Genomic DNA, 17,258 nt, shown 5'->3' with positions numbered 1-17,258 from the left:
CCGCACAATTCCTTCGTGCACATCACCGTGGCACGGCAACCGGACGGCAGATACCTGCTGCGGCCCTCGGTGTCCGTGTCCGGTGTACCCACGAGTGGTCTCGGCACGGCCGAGGCCGCCGCACTGGTACACACCTGGGAACGCGAGTACGCACCGCGGTGGGTGTTCACGTCCGTCGAGCACGACTACCCGCCGTTGGTCGCCCACGGCGTGCGCGTGGGCCGGTGCACCGATCTCGCTTTGACCGAGTACCTGCTGCTCGGCCACGCGGGTCGCCACGGCGAGTCACGCACGCTCGCCGCGGCCTACGCCAGGGCCCGGGGCCTGCCACCGCCGCCCGAAACCGGCGGCGACCATCACGAGACGGGTGACGAGCCGACCCTGTTCGAGCTCCACGACTCGGGCCTGCCCCCGGACGTCGACGTGAGCGAGGCCGCCGACGTCGTGCACGACGACCAGCGACAGCGGTTGCGTGGCCTGCCCCACCCCGATCGGACACGGCTGCTCACGGCGGCCGAGTCGGCCAGCGCGCTGGCCGCGGTGGAGATGTCCGCCGACGGGTTGCCGTGGCGGGCGGACGTGCATCGGGAACTGCTCACCGACCTGCTGGGCCCGAGGGTGCCGTCGGGGCAGCGGCCCCGCAGACTCGCCGAACTGGCCGAACGCATCACCGCCGCGTTCGGTGGCCGGGTCGTGAACCCGGACCATCCCGGCAGCATCGTGAGAGCACTACGCGGGGACGGCGTCGACGTGACGTCCACCCGCGCGCACGTACTGCGCCACATCGATCACCCCGCCGTGCCACCGCTGCTGGAGTACAAGGAGCTCGCCCGGCTGCACTCCGCCCACGGCTGGTCCTGGCTCGACCAGTGGGTGCGTGACGGCCGGTTCCGTCCGGTCTACGTCGTGGGCGGCGTGGTGTCGGGCCGGTGGGCGAGTCGCGGCGGGGCGGCGTTGCAGATCCCGAAGGTGCTGAGAGAGTGCGTGCGGGCCGACGAGGGTTGGACGCTCGTCGTGGCCGACGCGGCGCAGCTCGAACCTCGGGTGCTCGCCGCGTTGTCCGGCGACCGCGGGCTCGCCGAGGTCTCGGAGTCGGCCGACCTCTACACGAGCCTGGCCGGTGCCATGTTCGGCCGCGAACCGGACGACGACGACCGGTCGCGGGCGAAGATCGCGATGCTGTCGGCGATGTACGGCGGCACGGCAGGGGAGGCGGCCTCGCTGCTCGCGTTGCTGCGGCGGCGCTTCCCCCACGCGGTGTCCTATGTGGAGCACGCTGCCCGCGAGGGTGAGCGCGGCGGGCTCGTCCGGTCCCGGCTCGGCCGGACCTCCCCTCCCCCGTCCGAGGCGTGGCGCGCGCTCACGGGCGGCCCGGGGGACGAGAGGAACGCCCGCCGTGCCGCGCGGGAATGGGGCCGGTTCACCCGCAACTTCGTGGTGCAGGCCAGCGCAGCCGACTGGACGGCGGTACTTCTGGCCACGCTGCGCAGACGCCTGCCCTCACCGGCACACCTGGTGTTCTTCCAGCACGACGAGGTGATCGTGCACTGTCCCGCCGAGCTCGCCGAGCGGGTCGGTGACTGCCTCGCCGACGCCGTGCGCGAAACCACCTCGCTGGTGTTCGGACCGTCGTGCCCCGTGCGGTTTCCGATGCCCTCGGCAGCGGTGAGGGTCTACTCCGAGGCGCCGTGACGCCCGACGCGTGCAGGAAATGCGGACACGCGTACGCAGGCTGCGGACACGGCGTTACGGCGCCGCGGCGTCCAGGGCCTTGAGGACACGCTTGAGCGACACCGGGTAGGCCGTGCCGAGGGTCTGGGCGAAGAAGCTCACCCGCAGCTCCTCGATCATCCACGGGATCTCGGCCAGCTCCGGACTTGGATCCGTCCTCGGCGGCAACGCGTCCAGCGCCGCCCGGTACTCCTGCCGCAACCACGCGATGTCGCGCAGTCGCTCGACGTCCCGCGCCGGGTCCGAGGGCAGCTTGTCGAGCCTGCGTTCTATCCCCCGGACGTAGCGCACGAGGTCGCCGAGCCGGTCGTAGCCGGTCTCGGTGACGAACCCGGCGTGGACGAGTCCGGACAGATGCGCGCGGATGTCGTCGAGCGATTCGGCGAGGGCGTCACCGCGCGTGGCCTGCAACCGCGCCTCGACGTCGTGCGCCGCGCGCAGGACGTCCTCCACGGCACGCAACACGTTGAGCACTGTGCCGTTCAGCGCCCCCCGCACCCGCTCCAGCAGCGGCGCGAACCCCCGCTCGTCCCACGCCGGGCCGCCAGCGTCGGCCATCAGCTTGTCGACCGCGCAGTCGACGCAGTCGTCGACCAGAGCCGCCACCCCACCGTGGGGGTTGCGGGTCAGCACCAGCTTCGACTGGTTCGACAGGTTCCGGTTGACGTACTTGGCGGGCGAGGGGACGTTGAGCCGCAACAGCTTGCGCGTGCCGCGCCACATCTCCGCGCGCTGCTGCCCCGGCGTGTCGAGCATCCGCACAGCCACACTGTCGCCCTCGTCGACCAGCGCGGGATAGGCCTTCACCTCGTGCCCGCGCCGCCGGGCCGAGAACTCCTTCGGCAGGGAACCGAAGTCCGGGGTGCGAAGCCCCGACCGCTCCATGTCGTCGGCGGCGGCGGAGATGGTCTTGCGCAGGCGATCGCCGAGCCGGTCGCGCAACGCCTCCAGGTCCTTGCCCTCGGCGAGCTTCCGTCCGCGCTCGTCGAGCACCCGGAACGTCATCTTGAGGTGGTCGGGTACGGCGGACCATTGCCACGCGTCGGCCGGCACGTCCACGCCGCGCAACCGTTCCAGCTCCCGTCCCAGGACCTGCAGCAGCGGACCGTCCGCGGGTCCGGCTGCCGCCAGGACCTGCCGCGCGGTGTCGGGCGCGGGCACCAGGTTGCGCCGCAGTGGCTTCGGCAACGACTTGATCAACGCGGTGACGAGCTCCTCGCGAAGGCCGGGAACCTGCCATTCGAATCCGGCGGGACCGACCTGGTTCAGCACTGCGAGGGGAATGTGGACGGTGACGCCGTCCTCGTCGGTCCCCGGCTCGAACTGGTAGGTCAGCTTGAACGTCAGGGAACCCTGCTGCCAGGTGTCGGGGTAGTCGGCCTCGCGCACGTCGTCGGCAGCCTCGTTGACGAGCATGGCCTTCTCGAAGTTGAGCAGCTCCGGCTGCTCCCCACGGGTCTTCTTCCACCACGTGTCGAAGTGCCGTGCCGAGGTGACCTCGGCCCCGATCCGCTGGTCGTAGAAGTCGAACAGCGTCTCGTCGTCGACGAGCAGGTCGCGTCGCCTCGCGCGGTTCTCGAGGTCGGTGACCTCCTCGAGAAGCGCGCGGTTGTCGTGGAAGAAGCGGTGGTTCGTGTCCCAGTCGCCCTCCACGAGGGCGTGACGGATGAACAGCTCCCGCGAGGTCTCGGGGTCGATGCGGCCGTAGTTGACCTTTCGGCCCACCACGAGCGGGATGCCGTACAGCGTCACCCGCTCAAGGGCCATGACCGCACCGCGCTTGCGTTCCCAGTGCGGCTCGGAGTACGTGCGCTTCACCAGGTGCTGGGCCAACGGCTCGATCCACTCGGGTTCCACCCGGGCGTTGACCCGCGCCCACAGTCGCGAGGTCTCCACGAGCTCCGCCGACGCGACCCACCTCGGCTGCTTCTTGAACAGCGACGAGCCGGGGAACACGGCGAAGCGGGCGCCTCGGGCTCCCAGGTAGTCGCCCTTGGCCGGATCCTTGAGCCCGACGTGGGACAGCAGTCCCGCCAGCAGCGCGGTGTGGACCCGCTGCGAGTCGGCGGGCACGTCGTTGAACGTGATGCCGAGCGGCTTGGCCATCTGACGGAGCTGCCCGTGGATGTCCTGCCACTCGCGGATGCGGAGGTAGTTGAGGTACTCGGCGCGGCAGAGCTTGCGGAACTGGTTGTTCGACAGTGCCTTCTGCTGCTCGCGGACGTAGTTCCAGAGGTTGAGGTAGGCGAGGAAGTCGGAGTTGGGGTCGGCGAACCGCGCGTGCAGCTGGTCGGCGTGCTGCTGCTTCTCCGAGGGCCGCTCGCGCGGGTCCTGGATGGACAGTGCCGCCGCGATGATCATGACCTCGCGCACGCAGCCGAGCGAGGCGGCCTCCACGATCATCCGCCCCATGCGGGGGTCCACGGGAAGCTGCGCGAGTTTGCGCCCGACCGGCGTCAACGTCTTGCCGGACGCGTCGAGCGCTCCCAGCTCCGTGAGCAACTGCACCCCGGCCGTGATCTGCCTGCGGTCGGGCGGCTCCACGAAGGGGAACGCGCCGATGTCACCCAGCCCCAAGGAGATCATCTGCAGGATCACCGAGGCCAGGTTGGTCCGCAGGATCTCGGGGTCGGTGAACTCGGGCCGCGAGAGGAAGTCGTCCTCGGAGTACAGGCGGATACAGACACCGTCCGAGGTGCGGCCACAGCGCCCCTTGCGCTGGTTTGCCGACGCCTGCGAGATCGGTTCGATGGGCAGCCGTTGCACCTTGGTGCGATGGCTGTAGCGGGAGATGCGGGCGGTGCCGGGGTCGATGACGTACTTGATTCCCGGCACGGTCAGCGACGTCTCCGCCACGTTGGTGGCGAGCACGATGCGCCGTCCCCGGTGCGGTCTGAACACACGGTGCTGGTCGGCTGCGGACAACCGCGCGTACAGCGGCAGGATCTCGGTGTTCGGCAGCTCCATCGCCGTCAGCGCCTCGTCGGTGTCCCGGATCTCACGTTCCCCGGAGAGGAACACCAGGATGTCGCCGGGCCCCTCCGCGCTGAGTTCGGTGACGGCGTCGCAGATGGCCTGCACCTGGTCGCGATCGGGGTCGGCGCCGGGGTCGTCGGGGTCGACGACGGGCCGGTAGCGCACCTCCACCGGGTAGGTGCGGCCGGAGACCTCCACGATCGGGGCATCGTCGAAGTGCCGCGAGAACCGCTCCGGGTCGATGGTGGCCGAGGTGATGATCACCTTGAGGTCGGGCCTGCGCGGCAGGACCCGCTTGAGGTAGCCGAGCAGGAAGTCGATGTTCAGGCTCCGCTCGTGAGCCTCGTCGATGATGATCGTGTCGTACTGCCGCAGCAGCCGGTCGTGCTGGATCTCGGCGAGCAGGATGCCGTCGGTCATCACCTTGACCAGCGTGTCGTCGCCCGAGGTGTCGGTGAACCGCACCTTGTAGCCGACGCTCGTCCCGAGGTCGGTCCCCAGCTCCGCCGCGATGCGCTCGGCCACGGTCCTGGCCGCGATCCTGCGCGGCTGGGTGTGCCCGATCTGCCCCCGCACGCCCAGGCCCAGTTCGAGGCAGATCTTGGGCAACTGCGTGGTCTTGCCCGACCCCGTCTCCCCCGCGACGATCACCACCTGGTTGTCGCGGATCACCTCGGCGAGGTCGTCCTTGCGCCTGCTGACCGGCAGTTCGTCCGGGTAGGTGATCTCGGGCCGTGACTCGCGGCGCCGACGAACGCGTTCCTCGGCCCGCTCCACGTCCGCGGCGATGCCCGCCAGGACGCCCTGCTTCGGCCGGCGAGCCCTGCGCAACCCGTCGAGCCGACGACCCAACCGGTGCGCGTCGCGCACCATGAGCTCGGACAGGCGGGAACGCAGCTCGCCGACAGCAACCTGTGGAGTAGACGTGGAGGACATACGGCAGCCAGCTTAACCGGCCGCCCTCGCACCGAGGCCACCTGTTTTCCGGGGAGCACACCGGTGTTCCCACCGATCGCGCCTCACCGGTGCGCGGCGGTGGGAAACGGCGGGCGAGTTCGCGGAGCCGTTCGTCGGTCCGTTCCGCTTCGCTCGGCGGGGTCCGGCCGGTAGGGTGCGACGCCATGGGGCAGCCGTGGCCGGGGAATCCGGCGGGACAACAACCATACCGACAGCCACAACAAGGACATCCCGGACAGGCGCCGTATCCGTCGCAACCAGCGGGCTATCCCTCCCAACCCACCGGCCACCCGCAGCAGTTCCCGGGACATCCGCCCGCCTACCCACAGCAGCCGTACCCGGGTGGCGCCGCGCCCGGCATGGGCCCGGGCTTCGGTGCGCCCGGACCCGTGCCCGGTGGCCCGCTGACGGTCGCGGGCTGGGGCGCGCTACCCGCCGCGCTCGGCGTCGTCATGACATTCGTCGGGATGTTCGCCCTGCCGTGGGCGAGCGCCATGGGTAACTCGGTGTGGTTCCTGGATCTCTGGGAGGCCACGGACTGGGAGATGGACCTGCGTCCGCTCTACGTCGTGTGCCTGTCCTTCGTACTGCTCGCCGTGCTGCCGCTGGCCGTCCTGCCGTGGACTCTCGGCGCACTGCGCACCGACAGGTCGGCCCGCTGGTTGAGCGGCATCCTCCGCAACAACCTCAGCCGTCGGACGTTCGTCAAGTACCGCGTCGTGTTCGCGGGCCGGGCGTTCGCGGCCACGGTGCTCCACGGCATGGGGATCGCCTACATCTTCAAGGGCGACTTCGAGGCATCCTCCGCGGGTCCGTGGGTGTTGCTCGCAGGCTGTCTGCTGACCGTGGTGGGCGCCCTCGTCGGTCCTCGCAAGGGCCCGGGCCTGCCGCAGACGTCCATGTGAGCCTCAGCGCCGTACGAGTGACCCGGGTCCGAGTTCGCGCACACCGCGGTGGCCGGACAGCGCCAGCGTGAGGTCGAGGTCGGCGAGCAGGCTCCGCAGCACGTGCCGCACGCCGTCCTCGCCCCCGAGGGCCAGCCCGTAGACGTACGGGCGTCCCACGAGCACGGCCTTCGCACCCAGCGCGAGGGCCTTCACCACGTCGGCGCCCGTGCGGACCCCCGAGTCGAACAGCACGTCGAGCCGGTCGCCCACAGCCGTGGCGATCTCGGGCAGCATGTCCAGCGACGCGACGGCGCCGTCGACCTGCCGTCCGCCGTGGTTCGACACCACGATGCCGTCGACCCCGGCAGCCGCCGCCCGACGGGCGTCGTCGACGTGCTGGATACCCTTCAGCACGATCGGACCGTCCCAGTGTTCCCGCAGGAACGGCAGGGCGTCCCAGTCACGGTCCGTCCCGGTGATCATCGAGATCCAGCGCAGCACGGCCATCGCGAGGTCCTCATCCGGGGCGGATTCGAGCCGTGAACGGAACACCGGGTCGGTGAACGGCACGGCCGTCCCCTCACCCTTCAGAAACGGCAGGTAGCCGTTGTCGAGGTCGCACGGCCGCCAGCCGAGCGACCACGTGTCGAGCGTGACCACCAGTACGGAGAACCCGGCGGCTCGCACCCTCGCGAGGATGCTGCCGCACACGTCGGGGTCGTTCGGCCAGTACAGCTGGAACCAGCGCGGCCCGGGTCCGGACGCGGACGCGACGTCCTCGATGCTCGTCGAGGAGGCGGTGGACATCACCATCGGCAGCCCGAGCCCGGCAGCCGCCTTCGCGGTGGCCCGCTCGGCCTCGGGGTGCACGATCGACTGCACACCCACCGGCGCGAGCACCACGGGTGCGGGCAGCGTCTCACCCAGCACCGTGGTGGCCAGCTCGCGCTCGGTGGCGTCGGTGAGCATGCGCGGCACGAGGGCCCAGCGGTCGAACGCCTCCCGGTTGGCGCGACTCGTCGCACCCGACCCCGCTCCCCCGGCGACGTAGGCGAACGGCCCCGGTTCCAGCACCCGCTCGGCGACCGCCTCCAGCCGGGTGAGGTCCGTGGTGAACGCCGGTGTCGTGCCGCCGTAACCGGAAAGGTAGATCTCGCTCTGGTAGTGACCGAACCGCTCGCTCATCCGCGCCTCCTCGCGCCGTGCCGCCGACTCGCCGGGCATCCTACGGTTGACCTTCGAGTCGCTCGAAGCCCCAGACTCGGCGCCATGGACACGATCAGTACCTTCGCGCGACGCGTCGGGCTCACTCCGAGCGCGCTGCGCTTCTACGACGACTGCGGCGTCCTGCGGCCCGCGCACGTGGACCCGGACTCCGGCTACCGCTACTACAGCGCGGACCAGGAACGCGATGCCGCGTTGCTGCGCGCCCTCCGGCAGGCCGAGGTGCCGCTCGCCGACATCACCGCCGTGCTCGCAGGCGATCCGGCCTCCGCACGCGAGGTGCTGACGGCGCACGCCCGGCGGCTGCGGTCCCGCGCCGACACGGCCCACGCCGCGGTGGAGGCCGCTCTGCGGATGGTGGAGCAGCCGTCCCACGGCGAGGTGAGCGTCGGCGGAGCGGAACTCGCCAGCGCGATCCGCCAGGTACATCCGGCCGCGGCCCGCACTCCCGAGGTCCCGGAACTCGGGTGTGTGCTCGTCGAGTGGACCACCGAAGTGCTGCGGCTCGTGGCCACCGACCGCTACCGCCTCGCGGTGCGGGAACTCGTCCCCCACCGCGTCGTCGGGCCGCCGAACCGGCTGCTGGTCCCGGTCGACGCGATGGTGGCCGCACTGCCGTGGGCCGTGCGCCACGACGCCGTGCGGCTGGTCGCCGAGGCTGACGACGCCTCACTGGTGGCGGACCACCCCGGGGACGACGCGGCCACGGGCGAAGTGCCACTGCCCACACGAGACGGGAACTATCCCGATTACCGCCGGGTGCTCGACACCCTGGCCCCGCACACCTGCCGGATCGTCACCACCCGGACCGCGCTGCTCGACGCGCTGGCCGCTGCCGGGAACCCGGTCGTGCTGGAGACCGGTGGGGACACGGTGCACGTGGGCGATGCCACCGTGTCCGCCGTGTGCTCGGGCACCGCCCGCCTGGCGTTCGATCCCGCCGTGCTCGCGCCCGCCGTGGCCGCCGGGGTCGGCCCCGACGTACTGCTGGAGATCACCGCGGCCGACCAGCCGACGGTGGTCCGCTCCGCCGACCAGGGCAGTTTCACGACGCTCGTCATGCCCGTCCGCATGGACCAGTGAAGGGAAGAACCACAGTGGCCCCCCTGGACCCCGAGAACCCCGTCATTCGCCTGTGTTCCGAGGGAATGCGGGCCGAGGTCGAAGGTCGGTCCGGCGACGCGAAGACGCTGTTCGAACAGGCCTGGGAGCGGGCGAGCGACGACTACGAGGCATGCGTCGCCGCGCACTACCTCGCCCGTCACCAACCGACGGTCGCCGACGAACTGAGCTGGAACGAGGTGTGCCTGGAGCGCGCCGACGCCGTGGCCGACGCCAGGGTCGCCGCGTTCTACCCGTCGCTGCACGCGTGCCTCGCCCGCTGTCACCGCGAGCTGGGCGACATCGAGAAGGCCGGGACTCATTTCCGCCTCGCCGCCGACCATCTCGACGCGCTGCCTCCGGGCTCGTACGCCGACTGGCTCCGCTACGTCGTGGCCGAGGGGCTGCGAGACACCGGCGTCCTCGTCCGAAGCCCCGGCGAGGAGAGGGTGGCGGACCTGCTGGCCGTGCTCTGCGAGGACCGCGACCTGCGGTCGCTGGCCCTGCTGCTGCCGGCGTTCCTCGGTCACACGGGCACCGCCGCCGACCGGCAACGGCTCGTCGAGGCGGCGCACCAGCTGCACGCCGGACGGCGGTTGTCCGTCCCGGCACAGGGAATCCTGCGCGACGCACTGACCGCCTTGGCCTGAGCCGTCCGGAAACCACCGCGGTCAAGGCCGCGGCGGTTCCCGCCCACGGTGACCTCGCCGATCCGCCCGGCGTGGTCGCCGTCACGGCCACGTCGGCCGACGGCGTCCCGAATCCGGCACGAGACCATGGCACACCCCCTCCGACCAGCGAACTTGAATACCCGGGGGGGTATATGCCAGAGTGGAGAGGTACCCGGACACGAAGAGGGAGACGCCATGTTGCTCGAACGCATTTACGACGAGGACCTCGCCCAGGCCAGCTACTTCATCGGCTGCCAGGCGAAGGGGGAGGCCGTCGTGGTCGATCCTCGCCGCGACGTCCGCGAGTACCTCGACCTGGCGCAGCGGCACGGGATGCGGATCGTGGCGGTGACGGAGACGCACATCCACGCCGACTACCTCTCCGGCACCCGAGAGCTGGGCGCGGCGACCGGAGCGCAGGTGTACGTCTCGGGGGAAGGCGGGCAGGACTGGCAGTACGGCTTCGACGCCACCCGCCTGCACGATGGTGACACCATCACCGTCGGCAACATCACGGTGCGGGCCAGCCACACCCCGGGGCACACACCCGAGCACCTCTCGTTCCTGGTCACCGACGGCGCGTTCAGCGACGAGCCGGGGTACCTGCTCTCCGGGGACTTCGTCTTCGCGGGCGACCTCGGCCGCCCCGACCTGCTCGACGAGGCGGCCGGCGCGGTGGACACCCGCTTCGAGGGTGCCCGCCAGCTGTTCGCGAGCCTCCGTGACACCTTCCTGACGCTTCCCGACCACGTGCAGGTCTACCCCGCGCACGGGGCGGGCAGCGCGTGTGGCAAGGCCCTGGGCGCCCTGCCCTCGACCACGGTCGGCTACGAACGCCTCAACGCCTGGTGGGCCCCGTATCTGCGCGACAACGACGAGCAGGGCTTCGTCGAGGCGCTGCTCGACGGGCAACCGGACGCCCACGCGTACTTCGCCCGGATGAAGCGCCAGAACAGGGAAGGGCCGCGGATCCTGGGGTCCCTGCCGCCGCTGCCGGAGCTGGGCAACGACGAGATCGCCCGGTCGCTCGACGCGAACGAGTCGGTGTTCGTCGACACCCGTCCCCACACCGAGGTGCACGAGGGCACCGTGCGGGGTGCACTGAACATCCCCGGACCCGCCAAGGCCGCGAGTTTCGGCGCCTGGGCGTACGACCCCGAAACCGAGAGCACACCGCTCGTGTTGCTGGCGCCCGACGGGGACACGGCACGGGCCGTGCGGGACCACCTCCTGCGCGTCGGCATCGACCACGTCGCCGGCTACACCACCAGCCTCGAAGGCCTGCCGAGCACCCGGCCCGCGCTCGTCGCACCCGCCGATCTGGAGCGCTCCGGCGCCGCGCTCGTCCTGGATGTTCGGAACAGGACCGAACACGCCGCCGGACACATCCCCGGTTCCAAGCAACTCAGCGCGGGACGCCTGCTCTGGCACCGCGACGAGCTGCCCACGAACGGCACCATCGTGACCTACTGCCAGGGCGGGGTGCGCAACTCGGTGGCCGCCAGCGCCCTGCGCCGGGCGGGCTACGACGTCGTCGAACTCGACGGCAGCTACGCGGGCTGGACGGCCTGGAACGAGGCCCGGCACGGCGCCGACCGCGCCGAGTCCGCAGCCGCGGGAGCCTGATCCGGCTGGTCGCGACCCGATTCGGCACCACTTCCCCTCCCGGTGGCCGCCGGCTGCCGACCGGTTCGCCGAACGCCGGTCCGGAAAAGCCGGCGACCACCGCCGACCACCACTGATCACCTCGACCGGAGACGACACATGGACAAGACCGTCATCGACGCACCCACGTTGAAACAACGAATCGCCGAGGGCGACGAACTCACGATCATCGACGTACGCACACCGGCCGAGTTCCGCTCGACCCACATTCCCGGGTCCCACAACATCCCGCTGCAGCTGCTCTCCGAGAACACCCGTGACCTCGCCGAACGCCTCGGTGGCAACGTGGTGCTCGTCTGCCAGTCCGGAGCCCGGGCCGCCCAGGCCCAGCAACGGCTGACAGCGGTGGGCTTCGACAACGCCGACGTGCTCACCGGTGGTGTCTCCGCCTTCGAGTCGGCCGGAGGCGACGTGGTCCGTGGCGCCCGGCGCTGGGCCATGGAGCGCCAGGTCCGCATGGCAGCGGGCTCCCTGGTGCTGCTCGGCTTCCTCGGGTCCAGACTGATCGATCCCCGGCTGGGCTACCTGTCCGCCGCGATCGGTGGCGGGCTGACGTTCTCGGCGCTGACCAACTCCTGTGGCATGGCGGCGGTACTGGCGAAGATGCCGTGGAACAGGACGGCCGCGAACCCCACGCTGGAGGAGGCCGTCTGCAACCTCCCGACGGCGCTCCGGAAGGACTGAGGCGTTCACCATGCCGTGTGACACCGGCACCGACGAGGCGGCGAGACGGCTGCCGTGGCAATCCCGATGAGCGGGTCACCGGGACCCGGGCACCGTAACGGGGAGGAAAGATGGAGACCGGCCTGATCATCGTTCTGGTTCTCGCCGTGGCCGTGGGCCTCTCGCTCGGGCTGCTCGGAGGCGGGGGTTCCATCCTGACCGTCCCTCTACTCACCTATGTCGCGGGCATGGGAGCCAAGGAAGCCATCGCCGCGTCGCTGTTCGTGGTGGGAACGACCTCACTGATCAGCGCGGTCGCGCACGCCAGGAAGGGCAACGTCCGCTGGCGCACCGGGCTCGTCTTCGGAGCGGCGGGCATGGTGGGCGCCTTCGCGGGAGGGCTTGCCGGCGGGTACCTTCCGGACACCGTCCTGATGATCGCTTTCGCCGTCATGATGGTGGCCACCGCCGTGGCGATGATCCGGGGGAAGAAGAAAACCACCGCCGATGCCAGCGGAGGACCGCAGGGGCTTCCACTGAAACGGGTCATCCTCGACGGGCTCGCCGTCGGCCTTGTCACCGGACTCGTCGGTGCCGGTGGCGGCTTCCTCGTCGTCCCCGCGCTCGTGCTGCTCGGCGGCCTGTCCATGCCGGTCGCGGTGGGTACCTCGCTGGTGGTGATAGGGATGAAGTCCTTCTCGGGCCTCGCCGGCTACCTCACCACGGTCAGCCTCGACTGGTCCCTGGTCGTCGGAGTCACCGCCGCGGCCGTCGTCGGATCGCTGCTCGGCACGCTTCTGACCTCCCGGGTGCCGGAGGTGGCGTTGAGGAAGGGTTTCGGCTTCTTCGTACTCGTCATGGGCGTCTTCGTGCTGAGCCAGGAGCTCCCGTCCCCGGCCGGTCTCGTGGTCGTGGTCGCCGCGACGGTGCTCTCCTGCCTGGTCGCCGTCTGCCGCCTGACCTCAGTGCGCTGCCCCCTCGTGCCGCGCCCACAACCGCGGTAGCGGCGTGACATCCTTCCCCGTTGGAAGGGACGGAACCCAGATGGCCACATTCGACCTCACCGATGAGGACTTCATGCCGACGATCCCCGGCATCGTCCTCGCCGACTTCTGGGCGGGCGGTGCGGACCGTGCCGTGCTGGACGCCCGCCACGCATCACGCAGAAAGTGAGTGCTCCCCATGAGAAACGCAGACCCCGAGACCCAGCGCCGCATCCTCAACCGGCTCAAGCGCGCCCGCGGTCAACTCGACGGCGTGATCGCAGCCGTGGAGAACGGCGGTTCCTGCCGGGACGTCGTCACCCAGCTCGCCGCCGTCTCCACCGCGCTCGACAGGGCCGGCTTCACCATCGTGTCGAACGCCATGAAGTACTGCATCACCGACCCCGAGGAGACGGCCAAGGTCGAGGACGGCCTGACGACCGAGGAGCTGGAGAAACTGTTCCTCGCACTCTCGTGACCACGGGCGCCGGTACGCGACACACCGCCGACCGTGGACGGCGCGGACAGCCCGGGGGCGGGAGTGCCCCACCCGTTGTCGCCGGACCCGCCGCACCGGCGTCGACGCACTGACCGCCTTGTCCCGATTCGCCCGGAACTCGACAACATCACATCTGCCGCGGAACACTTAGGGTCCCTAAGCGGTTGTGCGTGGTCGAGACCAGAGACCACGACGCAACACAGGAGGTCAGGTGGCCACGAGCGTGGCAGGAACCGCACCGGCTACGGCATCCACGGCATCCACGGCATCGGCCACCCGGCCCCATCGCACCGCCCGCTACGCGCTGCTTCTCGGCGGCCTCACGGCGTTCGGACCGCTGTCCATCGACATGTACCTGCCCGCCCTGCCCGTGATGGCGCGTGAGTTGCACTCCACCGACACCCAGTTGCAGCTCACCCTTGCCGTGTTCCTCGTCGGACTCGGTGTCGGCCAGCTCGTCGCCGGGCCGCTGTCCGACGCGTTCGGCAGGCGCAGGCCGATGCTCGCGGGCGTGGTGGTCTTCGCGGTGGCGTCCGCGGTGGCCGCGCTCAGTCCCTCCGTTCCGGCCCTGATCGCGGCGAGGGCGGTGCAGGCGCTGGGTGCTGCCACCGGCATGGTGATCGCCAGGGCCGCGGTGCGCGACCTGTACTCGGGTGTGGCGATGGCACGGTTCTTCTCCACGCTCATGCTCGTGACCGGCGTCGCCCCAGTGCTCGCGCCGCTGATCGGCGGTCAACTGCTGCGGTGGACGTCCTGGCGGGGGATCTTCGTCTCCCTCACCGTGTTCGGCGTCGTCCTGCTCGTGGTCGCCGCGCTCGCGCTGCCGGAGACCCTGCCCCGGCACAACCGGCGTTCCGCTCACCCCGGCCGCATCGCCCGCACCTACGCCGCGCTGTTGCGCGACCGCGTCTTCACCGGGTACGCGCTCACCGTCGGGCTGGCCTTCTCGGCGATGTTCGCCTACATCTCGGGGTCGAGCTTCGTCCTGCAACACACCTACGGCCTCTCCCCGTCCGAGTACGGCCTCGTGTTCGCGGTCAACGGTGTCGGTCTCGTGCTCGTGGGGCAGGTCAACGGCAGGCTGGTGGGCCGCTTCACCCCGAGGACACTGCTGTGGACGGGGTTGACGAGTGCGTTGACCGGCGGGCTCGGCGTCGTGGTGGCGGCGGCGGTCGAAGCGCCGTTACCGCTGCTGCTCACGCCGCTGTTCGTCACCGTGTCGTCGGTCGGCATGGTGGGCCCGAACGCCACCACCCTCGCCCTGGCCGACCACCCCCACACGGCCGGCTCGGCGTCGGCGCTGCTGGGACTGGTGCAGTTCCTCGTCGGTGGCGGGACGTCACCGGTCGTCGGGCTGTTCGGTGGGTCCGCGCTGGCGATGGCCACCGTGATGGCGACGGCGGCCGCGGCGGCGCTGCTGGTCTTCGCTCTGCTCACGCGCGCGGCGACCTCCGGTGAAATCGGTCGAATCGATCACCAGAAGTGATGTTTGCGGCTACAGTTTCCCCGGGTGGACGAAGGGGGGAGCTGGATGAGTTCGCGAGACGAGTGGACCGTCGCCTGCCGTGATCTGGCCGGGCGACGCCGGGAGTTGACCGTGTTCGTGAACGCGGGCCGGGTGGTGCTCGTCGCGCCCCCCGGCGAAGCTGCCGTACTGACGTCCCTGGACGTGGGCAGGCTGAGAGCGGCTCTGCGCGAGGCGGTCATGCAGGTCGACGACATCCCCGAGGACGAGGACGCCCCGGACGACTGACCGACATCGTGTCCGCAGTCTGCGCACGCGTGTCCGCACCTGACGTACGAGTGTCCGCGATTCCCGTACGCGGCGGCTAGTCTCACGTCATGGACCAAGACCGGTGGACCGCCGTGGACTCCTACTTCGACCAGCACCTCGCACCACACGACGACGCACTCGACGCCACGATGCGGGCATGCGCCGAAGCGGGGCTGCCGGACATCGCCGTGGCGGCCAACCAGGGCAAGCTGCTGCAACTCCTCGCCCGCATGGTCGGCGCCCGCCGCATCCTGGAGATCGGCACGCTGGGCGGCTACTCCACCATCTGGCTCGCGCGTGCGCTACCGGCCGACGGGCGGCTCGTGACGATCGAGGCAGACCCCGCCCATGCCGACGTCGCCCGCTCCAACATCGAGCGCGCCGGGCTGGCCGACCGGGTGGAGGTCCGCGTCGGGCAGGCGCTCGACATCCTGCCCACACTCGACGCGAACACGCCGTTCGACCTGGCGTTCATCGACGCGGACAAGGCCAACAACGCGAACTACGTCCGTTGGGCGCTGGAACTCGGAAGGCCGGGCGGCGTCATCGTCGTGGACAACGTCGTGCGCCGCGGCCGGGTGGTCGACGCCGACAGCGACGACCCGTCGGTGCGCGGTACCCGCGAGGCGATCGAGCTGCTGCGCAGCGAACCTCGCCTCGACGCCACCGCGCTTCAGACAGTGGGGGTGAAGGGCTACGACGGACTCGCCGTGGCCCTTGTCACCTCCTGACATCGTGTCCGCACCTCACGTACGCGTGTCCGCACTTCCGGTACGGCACAACGCCTGGCCCGCCTCCCGGCGTGTCCACGAACTGCGGACACGCGTGCACAACCTGCGGACACGCCGGGGAGGGTCAGGACTTGTCGGCGTACAGCGGGTGCTTCTCCGCCAGCGTCGTGACGCGGGAGCGCAGCTCCTCGCGGGTGGCGTCGTCGAAGTCCGGCCGCAGAGCCTTGGCGATGACGTCGGCGACCTCGGCGAAGTCGTCCGCGCCGAACCCGCGGGTGGCCAGCGCCGGGGTACCGATGCGCAGACCCGAGGTCACCATCGGCGGGCGCGGGTCGAACGGCACCGCGTTGCGGTTGACCGTGATGCCGATGCTGTGCAGCCGGTCCTCGGCCTGCTTGCCGTCGAGTTCGGAGTTCACCAGGTCGACGAGCACCAGGTGCACGTCGGTGCCGCCGGTCAGCACCCGAACACCCGCCGAGACGCAGTCGTCCGCCGCCAGCCGCTCCGCGAGGAGCCTCGCACCGTCGAGCACGCGCTGCTGCCGCTCGCGGAACTCCGGCGTGGCGGCGATCTTCAGTGCCACGGCCTTGCCCGCGATGACGTGCTCCAGCGGCCCGCCCTGCTGGCCGGGGAACACCGCCGAGTTGATCTTCTTGGCGTACTCCTGCTTCGACAGGACGATGCCGCCGCGCGGGCCGCCGAGCGTCTTGTGCGTGGTGGTGGTCACGACGTCGGCGTACGGCACGGGGTTCGGGTGCAGGCCGGCCGCCACGAGACCCGCGAAGTGCGCCATGTCGACCATGAGCCTGGCGCCCACGGAGTCGGCGATGCGCCGGAACTCCGCGAAGTCGAGCCGCCGCGGGTACGCCGACCAGCCCGCGATGATCAACTTGGGCTTGTGCTCGGTGGCGAGCCGCTCGACCTCCGCCATGTCCAGTCTGCCGGTCTCGCGGTCGACGTGGTAGGCGACGACGTTGTAGAGCTTGCCGGAGAAGTTGAGCCTCATGCCGTGGGTGAGGTGCCCGCCGTGCGCGAGGTCGAGACCGAGGATGGTGTCGCCGGGCTCCAGCAGCGCGACCATGGCGGCGGCGTTGGCCTGCGCACCCGAGTGCGGCTGCACGTTGGCGTGCTCGGCGCCGAACAGCTCCTTGGCCCGCTCGATGGCGAGGGTCTCGATCACGTCGACGTGCTCGCAACCACCGTAGTAGCGCTTGCCGGGGTACCCCTCGGCGTACTTGTTGGTGAGCACCGAACCCTGCGCCTGGAGCACGCTGGCGGGCGCGAAGTTCTCCGACGCGATCATCTCCAGCGTCGACTGCTGTCGATGCAGCTCGGCGGCGACCGCCGCGGCGACCTCCGGGTCGACCGTGGCGAGGTCGGCGTCGAACGAGTTCAT

15 protein-coding genes are annotated in these 17,258 nt (G+C 70.6%); 12 read left to right on the top strand and 3 right to left on the bottom strand.

The window, feature by feature from the left end; all coding sequences use genetic code 11:
• Positions 1-15 precede the first annotated feature (15 nt).
• The gene (locus tag SACCYDRAFT_RS07765; protein ID WP_005455151.1) at positions 16-1,692 is read left to right on the top strand and encodes a bifunctional 3'-5' exonuclease/DNA polymerase; all 1,677 of its coding nucleotides are present in this window, start codon (positions 16-18) and stop codon (positions 1,690-1,692) included.
• A gap of 54 nt (positions 1,693-1,746) precedes the next feature.
• On the opposite strand, the gene hrpA is transcribed toward SACCYDRAFT_RS07765, so the two are convergent.
• Positions 1,747-5,643, bottom strand: coding sequence for an ATP-dependent RNA helicase HrpA (hrpA, locus tag SACCYDRAFT_RS07760; RefSeq protein ID WP_043536270.1), 3,897 nt, complete (start codon positions 5,641-5,643; stop codon positions 1,747-1,749).
• Between the two features lie 185 nt (positions 5,644-5,828).
• Here hrpA and SACCYDRAFT_RS07755 point away from each other — a divergent pair, with 185 nt between their 5' ends.
• Positions 5,829-6,569 (top strand): hypothetical protein, encoded by a 741-nt coding sequence (locus SACCYDRAFT_RS07755; RefSeq protein ID WP_232283795.1) that lies wholly within the window; start codon positions 5,829-5,831, stop codon positions 6,567-6,569.
• Positions 6,570-6,572: 3 nt separating this feature from the next.
• Here SACCYDRAFT_RS07755 and SACCYDRAFT_RS07750 read toward each other — a convergent pair whose 3' ends face one another.
• Positions 6,573-7,736, bottom strand: a complete 1,164-nt coding sequence (locus SACCYDRAFT_RS07750; RefSeq protein ID WP_005455145.1) for an alpha-hydroxy-acid oxidizing protein — start codon at positions 7,734-7,736, stop codon at positions 6,573-6,575.
• 84 nt (positions 7,737-7,820) lie between these two features.
• Here SACCYDRAFT_RS07750 and SACCYDRAFT_RS07745 point away from each other — a divergent pair, with 84 nt between their 5' ends.
• From SACCYDRAFT_RS07745 to SACCYDRAFT_RS07705, 10 genes are all read left to right on the top strand, one after another.
• Positions 7,821-8,858: a DNA polymerase III subunit beta family protein gene (locus SACCYDRAFT_RS07745; RefSeq protein ID WP_005455143.1), complete on the top strand. Its 1,038-nt coding sequence runs from the start codon at positions 7,821-7,823 to the stop codon at positions 8,856-8,858.
• A 14-nt stretch (positions 8,859-8,872) separates the two neighbouring features.
• Complete coding sequence (locus SACCYDRAFT_RS07740) at positions 8,873-9,526, top strand: hypothetical protein (protein WP_005455141.1); 654 nt, start codon at positions 8,873-8,875, stop codon at positions 9,524-9,526.
• Positions 9,527-9,742: 216 nt separating this feature from the next.
• Positions 9,743-11,173, top strand: coding sequence for an MBL fold metallo-hydrolase (locus tag SACCYDRAFT_RS07735; RefSeq protein WP_005455138.1), 1,431 nt, complete (start codon positions 9,743-9,745; stop codon positions 11,171-11,173).
• Positions 11,174-11,311: 138 nt separating this feature from the next.
• Entirely contained in the window at positions 11,312-11,896 is a 585-nt protein-coding gene (locus tag SACCYDRAFT_RS07730) for a rhodanese-like domain-containing protein (RefSeq protein WP_005455136.1), read from the top strand.
• Positions 11,897-12,006: 110 nt separating this feature from the next.
• Positions 12,007-12,879, top strand: a complete 873-nt coding sequence (locus tag SACCYDRAFT_RS07725) for a sulfite exporter TauE/SafE family protein (RefSeq protein ID WP_005455134.1) — start codon at positions 12,007-12,009, stop codon at positions 12,877-12,879.
• Between the two features lie 40 nt (positions 12,880-12,919).
• Positions 12,920-13,048 (top strand): hypothetical protein, encoded by a 129-nt coding sequence (locus SACCYDRAFT_RS27160; RefSeq protein ID WP_269728750.1) that lies wholly within the window; start codon positions 12,920-12,922, stop codon positions 13,046-13,048.
• A 9-nt stretch (positions 13,049-13,057) separates the two neighbouring features.
• Positions 13,058-13,336 (top strand): metal-sensitive transcriptional regulator, encoded by a 279-nt coding sequence (locus SACCYDRAFT_RS07720; RefSeq protein ID WP_005455132.1) that lies wholly within the window; start codon positions 13,058-13,060, stop codon positions 13,334-13,336.
• 232 nt (positions 13,337-13,568) lie between these two features.
• Positions 13,569-14,843 (top strand): multidrug effflux MFS transporter, encoded by a 1,275-nt coding sequence (locus SACCYDRAFT_RS07715; protein ID WP_005455131.1) that lies wholly within the window; start codon positions 13,569-13,571, stop codon positions 14,841-14,843.
• A gap of 45 nt (positions 14,844-14,888) precedes the next feature.
• Entirely contained in the window at positions 14,889-15,110 is a 222-nt protein-coding gene (locus tag SACCYDRAFT_RS07710; protein ID WP_005455130.1) for a hypothetical protein, read from the top strand.
• Between the two features lie 89 nt (positions 15,111-15,199).
• The gene (locus tag SACCYDRAFT_RS07705; protein WP_005455129.1) at positions 15,200-15,862 is read left to right on the top strand and encodes an O-methyltransferase; all 663 of its coding nucleotides are present in this window, start codon (positions 15,200-15,202) and stop codon (positions 15,860-15,862) included.
• A gap of 124 nt (positions 15,863-15,986) precedes the next feature.
• On the opposite strand, the gene glyA is transcribed toward SACCYDRAFT_RS07705, so the two are convergent.
• Positions 15,987-17,258, bottom strand: coding sequence for a serine hydroxymethyltransferase (gene glyA, locus SACCYDRAFT_RS07700; RefSeq protein WP_005455128.1), 1,272 nt, complete (start codon positions 17,256-17,258; stop codon positions 15,987-15,989).

This window comes from Saccharomonospora cyanea NA-134 (assembly GCF_000244975.1).
Lineage (GTDB): Bacteria > Actinomycetota > Actinomycetes > Mycobacteriales > Pseudonocardiaceae > Saccharomonospora > Saccharomonospora cyanea.
Note: the sequence above shows the minus strand (reverse complement) of the source record. Positions and strands in the feature narration are given on the sequence as shown.